The following is a 9,244-nucleotide window of genomic DNA, read 5'->3' on the forward strand; positions in this document are numbered from 1 at the left end:
ATGCAGTGCTTCTGGCGCCACGGCTACGAGGCAACATCCGTGCGCGATCTTATCGACAAGACCCGGATCACCGGTGCGAGCCTTTACAACGCATTCGGGGATAAACGCACGCTCTTCATCAAATCGCTGGACCGTTATGTCGAGCACAGTGTTACGGATCGGATCCGGCGTTGCGAGGCATTGCCGCCGCGCGAAGGTATCGAAGCATTCTTTTCCGATATCTTGAAGCGCTCGCTCGAGGATCCGGAGCGCAAGGGGTGCATGCTCGTGAACACCGCGCTCGACGCGGCACCCCACGACGAAGCGTTCCGGGAAAACGTGAAGGCCGTGCTCCTTCGCATCGAGATGTTTTTCCTAGGCCGAGTAGAGGCGGGTCAGGCCGATGCCACGATCGCATCATCGCTGCCGGCAGAGGATATGGCACGGCATCTCCTGAGCGTTCTGATGGGATTGCGCGTGCTCGCGCGCGTGCGACCCGAGCCCGCTTTGCTGAAGGGAATCGTAGCGTCGGCTCTCGGAATGCTCGATTGCGCAAGAAAGGAGAAGGCTTTCCGCGCGATCTGATCAGATAGCATAGAGCACCTGATGCGGGATCATCGAGGACAAGGCTCTCTCTCTCTTTCTCTGTCGGAATGCGTTGCGGAGATCATCTAGGGCTGCGCACGACTTCACCGGCCCGGGAATTATACCGCTGGGCCGCCGCGGCATCCAGGCTCCTTTTATCAGGCAGTGAGCGGCCGAAGTTTCTGGATGAGGCTCTCCGCGTCGAGCTGAAACCCGTTATACACGACGCGACCATCGGGTGCGATCACCACAAACCATGGGGTTCCGCCGGACCGGTAGGCCTCCATGATTGCTGGCGCAGCGTCTACTGAGCCCGAGCCCGCGACAGCATGACCAAATGGAAGACGCAGTCCATATCGGCGTTGGTTTTCCCGCAGACGATCGAAGGTATTGACTTCCGAACCCTCGAACACAGTCTGTATCGCCGCCAAGCCAACTCCCTTATCGCGAAATTCCTCGGCAAGGGTCACGAATGTGGGAAAACCATGTGCATGACAGCCTGCACACCAATCCTGAAAGAAGTACAATATTTTGAAACCCTGCCCCAACTCGGCCAAGGTCAAGGAGCTACGCTCGTCACCATTTTCATCGATCCACCGGATATTCTCCAGCGGAGGGGCAGGCAGACCCACAATTCCCGTTTCCATGAAGCCCTCCGATGGCGGCTCGCGGCGTTAAACCACGAGCCGCAGGTTTGCTAAGCGGCAGCACCGGCCCTGCGCGGCAACACCCAGTCCGGACGTGCAAAGTGGCAGGTGTACCCGTGGGGAATTCGCTCGAGATAATCCTGATGCTCGGGCTCTGCCTCCCAGAAATCACCGACTGGCTCGACCTCGGTGACGACCTTGCCTGGCCATAGGCCCGACGCTTCAACATCTGCAATCGTATCGAGCGCAACGGCCTTCTGCTGGTCGTTGGTAAAATAGATCGCGGAACGGTAGCTCGCGCCTCGGTCGTTCCCCTGACGGTTCAGTGTCGTCGGGTCGTGGATCTGGAAAAAGAACTCAAGCAATCGGCGATAGGTGGTCTGAGAAGGATCGAAGGTGATCTCGATCGCCTCGGCATGAGTGCCGTGATTGCGATAGGTCGCATTCGGCACATCGCCGCCCGTGTAACCGACACGGGTGGAGATTACACCGGGCAGCTTGCGGATAAGATCCTGCATGCCCCAGAAGCAGCCGCCGGCGAGAACAGCGCGTTCAGTCGTCATCAGATATCCTCCACCTGGTTGAGATATTCACCGTAACCTTGGCTCTCCATCTCGCCGCGGGGTACGAAGCGCAGCGAAGCCGAATTGATACAGTAACGCAGGCCACCGCGATCGCTCGGCCCGTCGAGGAAAACGTGGCCGAGATGGCTATCGCCATACGTCGAACGCACTTCCGTCCGGATCATACCGTGGCTGTTGTCGCGTAGTTCATTCACGTTCGCAGGTTCGATCGGCTTGGTGAAGCTCGGCCATCCGCAGCCCGACTCGTATTTGTCGGACGATGCGAACAGGGGTTCGCCTGAGACGATATCGACATAAATGCCGGGTTCCTTATTATGGAGAAGCGCACCGGTTCCTGGTCGCTCGGTCGCACTCTGCTGCGTCACCCGATATTCCTCAGGTGACAGCTTGGCGATAGCAGCTTCTGTCTTCTTGTAGGCTGTCATGGATTCCTCCTTCGAACTCATACCCGAGAAAATGGATATTCGATCCGAAGGTGTCCAATACGCCGCAACTATAGTTTTGATGTTGTCACCGGCATGCACTGGGAACGCTTGTGTGGTCGCCGCACCATAAAGGCCCGCGCCTTCACGGAATTCACGACCACACATACCGCTCTATCAGTACGCGGAGCTGCCGCAGCGCCGTTGCCGTTCCAGATCCCGAAATCGATTGGAATGCCACCGTGCGCGACAGGTCGAGCGTATCGACCGGGCGTAGCGTCAAGCCCTCTACGATTGCCGAACGTTCAGGCAGCATGCAAACGCCCGCGCCCGATGCCACGGCTTGTTGAATCAAATCCTCCCGTTCGGATCTGAGCCGTGGGATCATGAAAATCGCGCGCTCGTTCAAATGGTTTTGCACGCGCGTGCGGAATTCGCACTGGAGGCGATCGAGGTAAGGCTGTTCCGATAGCTCGACAAGAGACACCGAGGCTTGGCTTGCCAGGCTGTGTCCATGCGCCATCGCCAGTAACAGTCGCTCACGGAACATTTCAACGGTTGCAATCTTGGTGTTTCCGGCCGCTGGATCCGTGCAGAAGCACCCGTCAATTTGACCGCCGAGCAGGCGCTCCATTCCCTCGTCGCGGGTGATCGGCTGAAGAACCAGTTCAAGCATCGGCATCTGTCGAAGGGCGTGTTTCAGAAATTCCGTAATCAGTGCTGGCGCGATGGTATTCACGATACCCAGCGTCAAGGTCTCGCGGCGGCCGCGAACCCGATTGAGGGATATTGCCCGAACCCGCTGTTCGCGGTCGGCGATCGCAGCGAATTCGGATCGTATGTCGCGGCCGAGCGTTGTCAGTCGACTGTCTTTTCCATCGCGATAGACCAACGTTCCGCCCAACTCCTGTTCGAGCCGCTGGATCGCGCGGGTGAGCGTGGGCTGAGACACCCCGCTGCGCATGGCTGCTTCGGTGAAGTTGAGGGTGTCTGCCAGGTTCAGGAAATATCGAATCTGGTTGAGTTCCATTGTTCTCCCTTCGTCGCCTACTCAAGCATCGACTTCAGACCGGACAAGCACCGTCGGCCGAAGGGATGCTTCCGTACAGAAACTATACACGCGGCGATGTCACGGTAATGACTTGTGAGGAGCCCCCCGCGATAGACGCTCTTGTGAGGTGGTCCCGCCTTCTTGGACAGTTTGGCGGCGAAGTTAAGCTACTCCCGGATGTGATTATCCCGCCAGTAGGCATTGTTGCACAAATCCTCTGAAGGCCGGAGTGCCCTTTCCCTGGACAGACCTATCCTACGCGCTGCGTGAGCGGCGTTCCGAGGGCGGTGAAGCGGTTCAGGATTGCGGCCTGATCTGAAGCTCGGCGACCTGCCTTTCGAAGTCGCGGGACATGACGTGCGCTCCTAGGAGCTTGAAGCAGCGCATCTTGGTCTCGACTAGGGTCCGAACTCGCTACAAACACCGGATGGCGGCAGCGAGACTAATGGTATTTTGATCGCATGCTGCGTTAGGGCTTGGCGGTCATGAGTCGACAGGCGAGCTCGTGGTCAGCCCAACGCGTCGCGAAGGTGTCGGAAACCTCGAACCAACTGCCGTCATTCCCGGCGCCGTGATAGAGGCCCATGCAGGAACATTGGCACTCATGCCCGATAGCGTTCTGACACGTTGGGGAGCATTTCTCCTGCTCGCGGTAAGGCTGAATAACGTAGACCTTGCTGTACTTCGCCAACGCCCGTTCGACGAAATCGTTGAACCAAGCTTTCGGCAATTCCCAGTATTTCTTGCCGTCAATCCAGACCGGGCTTTCCAAGCCGGATTACCGACGATCCGATCCTCCAGATAGCGATGCCCGAACCCGACCCATATCCCCTGGCTGAGGAGCGCCGCCTTTTCTACGTCGCGCTCACGCGGGCTCGCCGTCAGGTTCGCATTTGCACCCTGGCCGATGCGCCGTCGCGCTTTCTGATCGAGCTAGCGAGAACCGGCGCAGTGGAGATCGAAGCGGAGGAAGGCGGGCGCCTGTCGCGCGGGGGATGGTCCCCCGCCTCCAAAGACAGGAGCCGGAACCCATGTCCTATGCAGATGCCACCGCCTTCGCCGCCTGCCGCTTCTGCCGCCAATGATCCCGAGGGCGTCGAACTCGCCTATGACACCGTGGACTGGACGCCACCGGAAGGCGCTCGCCTGTCCGATGCCATCTATGAAGAATATGCGCTGCAATCGCTGCGTATTGCTGGCGCACAGCCGCACCCGACCAAGCTGGTGCAATCCGCCGCCATGGCCTCCGTCGCACCGCCGAAGCCTTCCTACCGGCCCATGCTGCCCGCCGACATCTGCGGGCGTCTGTCCGACGCCCAGCTTGAAACCGTGATCTACGCCGGTGAAGCCCATGCCGATCATCTCGCGGGTGCCTGGACCGTGGACGAGCATTTCGACAATGTGAGTGCCGCGCCTGAGGATGCCGCTGGATCGATCCGCTTCCGGCGCGGTTTCATGCTCGGTGACGGGACCGGTGCCGGTAAGGGCCGCCAGTCGGCCGCCATCATTCTCGACAACTGGCTGCGCGGACGGCGCAAGGCGGTCTGGATCTCCAAATCCGACAAGCTGATCGAGGATGCGCAACGCGACTGGTCGGCGCTCGGCATGGAACGCCTGCTAGTCACGCCGCTCTCGCGCTTCCCGCAGGGGAAGTCGATCACGCTGTCGGAAGGCGTCCTGTTCACCACCTATGCCACGCTGCGCTCCGATGAGCGCGGTGAAAAGGCTTCCCGCGTCAAGCAGATCGTCGATTGGCTGGGGTCCGATTTCGATGGAGCGATCATCTTCGACGAGAGTCATGCCATGCAGAATGCCGGCGGCGGCAAGGGAGAACGCGGTGACGTCGCCGCATCGCAGCAAGGACGCGCGGGTCTGCGCCTTCAGCATGCCTTGCCCGATGCCCGCGTGGTCTATGTCTCGGCGACCGGCGCCACTACGGTTCACAATCTCGCCTATGCGCAGCGGCTCGGTCTCTGGGGCGGCGAAGATTTCCCCTTCACGACCAGGTCCGAGTTCGTCGAGGCGATCGAGGCTGGCGGCGTGGCAGCCATGGAGGTTCTGGCCCGCGACCTGCGGTCCCTCGGTCTCTATACCTCCCGGTCTCTCTCCTATGATGGCGTCGAATATGAACTGGTCGAGCATCAGCTCACGGACGAACAGCGGCACATCTACGACTCATATGCTGCCGCCTTCGCCGTGATTCATGGGAACCTGGATGCGGCGATGGAAGCCGCCAATATCACCGGCAGCCCAGACTCTGGGGGAGCGACGCTGAACCGGCAGGCCAAGTCGGCGGCCCGTTCGGCCTTTGAAAGCACCAAGCAGCGCTTCTTCGGTCATCTGCTGACCTCCATGAAAACTCCGACCCTGATCCGGTCCATCGAGTCCGATCTGGAAGCGGGCCATGCCGCCGTCATCCAGATCGTCTCGACCGGCGAAGCCCTGATGGAACGGCGGCTTTCCGAGATCCCCACCGAGGAATGGAACGATATTTCCGTCGATGTGACGCCCAGGGAGTATGTCGGCTCGTATTTGCAGCATTCCTTCCCGGTGCAGCTCTATGAGCCCTTCACCGATGGCGAGGGGAACCTCTCGTCACGCCCCGTCTTCCGCGATGGTCAGCCGGTGGAATGCCGCGAAGCCGTAGCCCGGCGCGACGAGATGCTGGAGCAGTTGGGTTCGCTTCCGCCTGTCCCCGGTGCGCTCGACCAGATCGTCCAGCGTTTCGGCACGGATATGGTGGCGGAGGTCACAGGCCGTTCACGCCGGATCGTGCGCAAGGGCGACGGTGTGCAGATCCCGACCACCAGCGTCATGCTGGATGATGGCGAGGTCGAACGGCGCGTGCGGCTGATCCGGCCCATGGAGGCGATGAACATTCCGGTGCGGGCGATGGGCGAAACCCACTGGATCGAGGCCGACCGTGCCGCCTTCACGGTGGCCTGGAAGACGGAACTGGCCGAGGTGCCGGAGTTCACCGACAGCATCCTGCATATGGTGACAGGGCTGCTTCTGCCAATCTGGAAACGCCTGCCGCAGGACTCCTCCCGCGTCTATCGGCTCCAGACCGATGAGGGCGAACGCATAATCGGTCGCCGGGTATCGCCGGCATGGGCTACCAATGCCTCGACCAGTGGCGTCACCAGCAGCCTGACACCGGATGCCGCCTATGCCGCGCTGATCGAAGGTCGCACGATCATTGATCTCGCCGAAGGGCTGCAACTGCGCCGCGTCCGGGTCATGGGCGCCAACCGCATCGAACTGACCGGCTTTACTGACGCAATGCGCGACCGGCTGCGGGCCTATGGCCTCTTCAGCGAGATCATCTCGTGGAAGCTGCGCTTCTTCGTGCCGGTCGGCGCGATGGGACCGGAGATCACAGGCAAACTGCTTGACCGCTTCCCGGCCCTGCGCATCGGTGAGCGGGAGGCCGCATAATGGCGCGTCTCAACGCTTCCGAACTGGCGCAGCGTCTCGGCCGGCAGGCCGAGGCGGTGTGCCGTCACTATCTCTCGAATGGTCGCAAACAGGGCAATTACTGGCAGGTTGGCGATGTCCGAAACACAGCTGGCCGATCTATGTTCGTCCGGCTGCACGACAACGTGAAAGGCATTGCCGGTAAATGGCAGGACTCGGCCACGGGTGAATATGGCGATCTGCTGGACGTGATCCGGGATTCGCTCGGTCTGATCGACTTCGCAGACGTTGCCGAAGAAGCCCGGCGCTTCCTCAGCCTGCCGCATCCTGATGTGCAGGATGTCATGGCGGCGGGGGAAGGTATCGAAACCATCCTGTCGCTGCGTCAGGCACTGCCCACCATGCCGATGGTTTCCGCGCTCTCGGCCGGACACCTCGCGGCCATCCTGTTCCCGCCGCAACTGCGCCGGCTCTATATCGTCCGCGACAACGATCCGGCAGGTGACAGCGCCCGCGATAGCCTGGTGGACCGGGCGCACGAGGTCGGGATCGAAGCCATCACGCTCTCGCCCATGATGGGGGACTTCAACGAAGATCTCGCAACTTATGGGCTGGATGCCGTTCGGGCAGAGATCCGGGTGCAAATCGCGCCCGAGGACGTCAGCCGTTTCATGGCTTCAATCGCATAACCGGTACGGGGCCGTGATCGGGCAGTTCCGATCCTGTCATGCGCATAGGCTGCATCCTGTCATCAGCAGAGGACCGCGCCTTGGCCTTCCGAGAGGGCGATCGGCCCACAAACGCTCCGGTCAAGCAATGGCGGCGCCCGACTGATTTCCGTCGGCGGCGGAGCCGCCTTTACAGCGCGAAACAAATCAGCCGGGCTTTGCCATCAAGGCCCTCGCCAGAGGCTCGCGCTGCCAGACCGGAGCGCCCGTGAGCTTTCGTCGCCATGCAGGCCGCGACGGTCGCGGTCCAACTGACGGAAGCATCCCATGTACGCGCACGACGATTTCGAACCCGATCACAGCACGTCCCCGACCGGTCACGCCATCGAAGAACTCGAACTCTACGGCTACCGCCCCTCCGAAGACGAGGCCGACCCCCGGATCACACCCGAAGATCACGTCATCCAGGGCGCAGTCTCCGACATCTTCGACGCCCTGATTTCCACCATGGCCGACACCAGCCTCGATTTCGACCTCGACGAAATCCTCTGGTCCACCGTCAACACTTTCCACCGCAGCGTCGAACGTATCGAACGCAAACTCGACGATAACGAGCAAGCCCAGAAACGCCTTCAGCGCGAACAGGATGGCAGCGAGGTCAAATCCGTCCAGTTGGAGACCCTGATCGGCGCGGGTCAAAGCCTGATCGAGCGCCGCGACAGCATGGAGACCTTCCGCGACACCGCTGCCGACATCTATCTGCGCACCACAGGCACGCCCTGGTCACAGCGCTCCGGCTCACGGGTCAACCATCGCCAGATGACCTCGGCCATGATCGACAGCCGCGACTTCATCGCCGCCAAACGCCGGGCCGATAACGAGGTGCTGCTGCCCGCCGGACCGAAGATCGCCTTTTCGGGCGGCGACACCACCGATCACAAGACGATCTGGGCCAAGCTCGATCAGATCCATACCAAACACCCGGACATGGTGCTCATGCATGGTGGATCGCCGAAAGGCTCCGAGCGCATCGCGGCCACCTGGGCCAATAATCGCAAGGTCGCGCAGGTCGCCTTCAAGCCCGACTGGACAAAACACGCCAAGGCCGCGCCCTTCAAGCGCAACGACCAGATGCTTGGCATCATGCCGATCGGCGTCATCATCTTTCCCGGCACAGGCATTCAGGACAACCTGGCCGACAAGGCCCGCAAGATGGGCATCCCGGTCTATCGCTTCGGAACGGGCAGCGCGTGAGCGCTGCCTTTCCCATCGCCACGAGCCGGATGGTCGAAACCACCGTTCATTCTGGCTCGCGCAGGCAGGCATGTTCATGCTATATTCCGCTTTGCGCCATGGTGGTGGTGGAAGGCGCAACCGTTCAATCTCTTGCACGGAGACACCATCATGATCGTTCTCGGAATTCTTGTTTCCATCGCAGCCATCGGCACCATGTGCTGGTTGCTGTTCAATCTCGCCGTCTTTGCCCTACCGTTCTTCCTCGGCTTGACCGCAGGCACCTGGGCCTATGGCACGGGTGCTGGCTGGCTTGGCGCGATTCTCGTTGGCCTTCTCGCTGCCGGCCTGACACTGGCGGTCGGTCAGGGCTTACTTATGCTGGTTCGCCCGATCTGGGCGCGGCTGCTTATCGCGCTGGCCTTCGTTGCACCGGCGGGCATGGCCGGGTTCTACGCCACGCTCGGCATCGTCAAGCACATGATGCCGTCAGAGACTTGGCAGCTCATCTTTTCGGTAATCGGCACAGCCGCAGTGGGCGTGACTGCTTTTCTGCGCGTCGCGGGCATGGCGGCAACCGGGCCTGCGGATGGGCACCTTGCGCGCATGTGTGGGGGCAATGCCGTTGCGAAGAGCCCTGTCCGTCGTCGAATAATTT

General features: G+C 61.0%; 9 protein-coding genes and 2 pseudogenes. 5 read left to right on the forward strand and 6 right to left on the reverse strand.

The features are described 5' to 3' along the window. Window positions 1–564 (forward strand): TetR/AcrR family transcriptional regulator (locus tag ACERNI_RS17100; RefSeq protein WP_448834453.1); only part of this gene is annotated, 564 nt, incomplete at its 5' end. 158 nt (window positions 565–722) lie between these two features. On the opposite strand, the gene ACERNI_RS17105 is transcribed toward ACERNI_RS17100, so the two are convergent. From ACERNI_RS17105 to ACERNI_RS17130, 6 genes and pseudogenes are all read right to left on the reverse strand, one after another. Continuing rightward, on the reverse strand, window positions 723–1,211 hold the full coding sequence (locus tag ACERNI_RS17105; protein WP_012114951.1) for a peroxiredoxin family protein: 489 nt from the start codon (window positions 1,209–1,211) through the stop codon (window positions 723–725). A 50-nt stretch (window positions 1,212–1,261) separates the two neighbouring features. Further along, the gene (gene msrA, locus ACERNI_RS17110) at window positions 1,262–1,774 is read right to left on the reverse strand and encodes a peptide-methionine (S)-S-oxide reductase MsrA (RefSeq protein ID WP_012114950.1); all 513 of its coding nucleotides are present in this window, start codon (window positions 1,772–1,774) and stop codon (window positions 1,262–1,264) included. Next, complete coding sequence (gene msrB, locus ACERNI_RS17115; protein ID WP_219436627.1) at window positions 1,774–2,220, reverse strand: peptide-methionine (R)-S-oxide reductase MsrB; 447 nt, start codon at window positions 2,218–2,220, stop codon at window positions 1,774–1,776. The genes msrA and msrB overlap by 1 nt, the downstream gene beginning before the upstream one ends. 151 nt (window positions 2,221–2,371) lie before the next feature. Continuing rightward, a complete protein-coding gene (locus ACERNI_RS17120; RefSeq protein ID WP_012114948.1) occupies window positions 2,372–3,247 on the reverse strand; it encodes a LysR family transcriptional regulator in 876 nt (291 codons plus the stop codon). A gap of 271 nt (window positions 3,248–3,518) precedes the next feature. Next, window positions 3,519–3,676, reverse strand: a pseudogene (locus tag ACERNI_RS17125) (IS5/IS1182 family transposase); the annotation flags it as partial. Between the two features lie 61 nt (window positions 3,677–3,737). Further along, window positions 3,738–4,040: a hypothetical protein gene (locus ACERNI_RS17130; protein ID WP_012114947.1), complete on the reverse strand. Its 303-nt coding sequence runs from the start codon at window positions 4,038–4,040 to the stop codon at window positions 3,738–3,740. A gap of 290 nt (window positions 4,041–4,330) precedes the next feature. Here ACERNI_RS17130 and ACERNI_RS17135 point away from each other — a divergent pair. From ACERNI_RS17135 to ACERNI_RS17150, 4 genes and pseudogenes are all read left to right on the forward strand, one after another. Further along, window positions 4,331–6,706 (forward strand): annotated as a pseudogene (locus ACERNI_RS17135) (strawberry notch-like NTP hydrolase domain-containing protein); the annotation flags it as partial. Beyond that, window positions 6,706–7,374 (forward strand): toprim domain-containing protein, encoded by a 669-nt coding sequence (locus ACERNI_RS17140; protein ID WP_448834454.1) that lies wholly within the window; start codon window positions 6,706–6,708, stop codon window positions 7,372–7,374. The pseudogene ACERNI_RS17135 and the gene ACERNI_RS17140, both read left to right, overlap by 1 nt. Before the next feature lie 306 nt (window positions 7,375–7,680). Continuing rightward, window positions 7,681–8,607 (forward strand): DUF2493 domain-containing protein, encoded by a 927-nt coding sequence (locus ACERNI_RS17145; protein WP_448834455.1) that lies wholly within the window; start codon window positions 7,681–7,683, stop codon window positions 8,605–8,607. 150 nt (window positions 8,608–8,757) lie between these two features. Further along, window positions 8,758–9,244 (forward strand): hypothetical protein (locus tag ACERNI_RS17150; RefSeq protein ID WP_448834456.1); only part of this gene is annotated, 487 nt, incomplete at its 3' end.

This window comes from Camelimonas sp. ID_303_24, from assembly GCF_053543495.1.

What these genes read in the sequence shown, in the direction of transcription:
- ACERNI_RS17105 (WP_012114951.1), bottom strand. Translation starts at nt 1,211, where the DNA reads ATGGAAACGGGAATTGTGGGTCTGCCTGCCCCTCCGCTGGAGAATATC.
- msrA (WP_012114950.1), bottom strand. Translation starts at nt 1,774, where the DNA reads ATGACGACTGAACGCGCTGTTCTCGCCGGCGGCTGCTTCTGGGGCATG.
- msrB (WP_219436627.1), bottom strand. Translation starts at nt 2,220, where the DNA reads ATGACAGCCTACAAGAAGACAGAAGCTGCTATCGCCAAGCTGTCACCT.
- ACERNI_RS17120 (WP_012114948.1), bottom strand. Translation starts at nt 3,247, where the DNA reads ATGGAACTCAACCAGATTCGATATTTCCTGAACCTGGCAGACACCCTC.
- ACERNI_RS17140 (WP_448834454.1), top strand. Translation starts at nt 6,706, where the DNA reads ATGGCGCGTCTCAACGCTTCCGAACTGGCGCAGCGTCTCGGCCGGCAG.
- ACERNI_RS17145 (WP_448834455.1), top strand. Translation starts at nt 7,681, where the DNA reads ATGTACGCGCACGACGATTTCGAACCCGATCACAGCACGTCCCCGACC.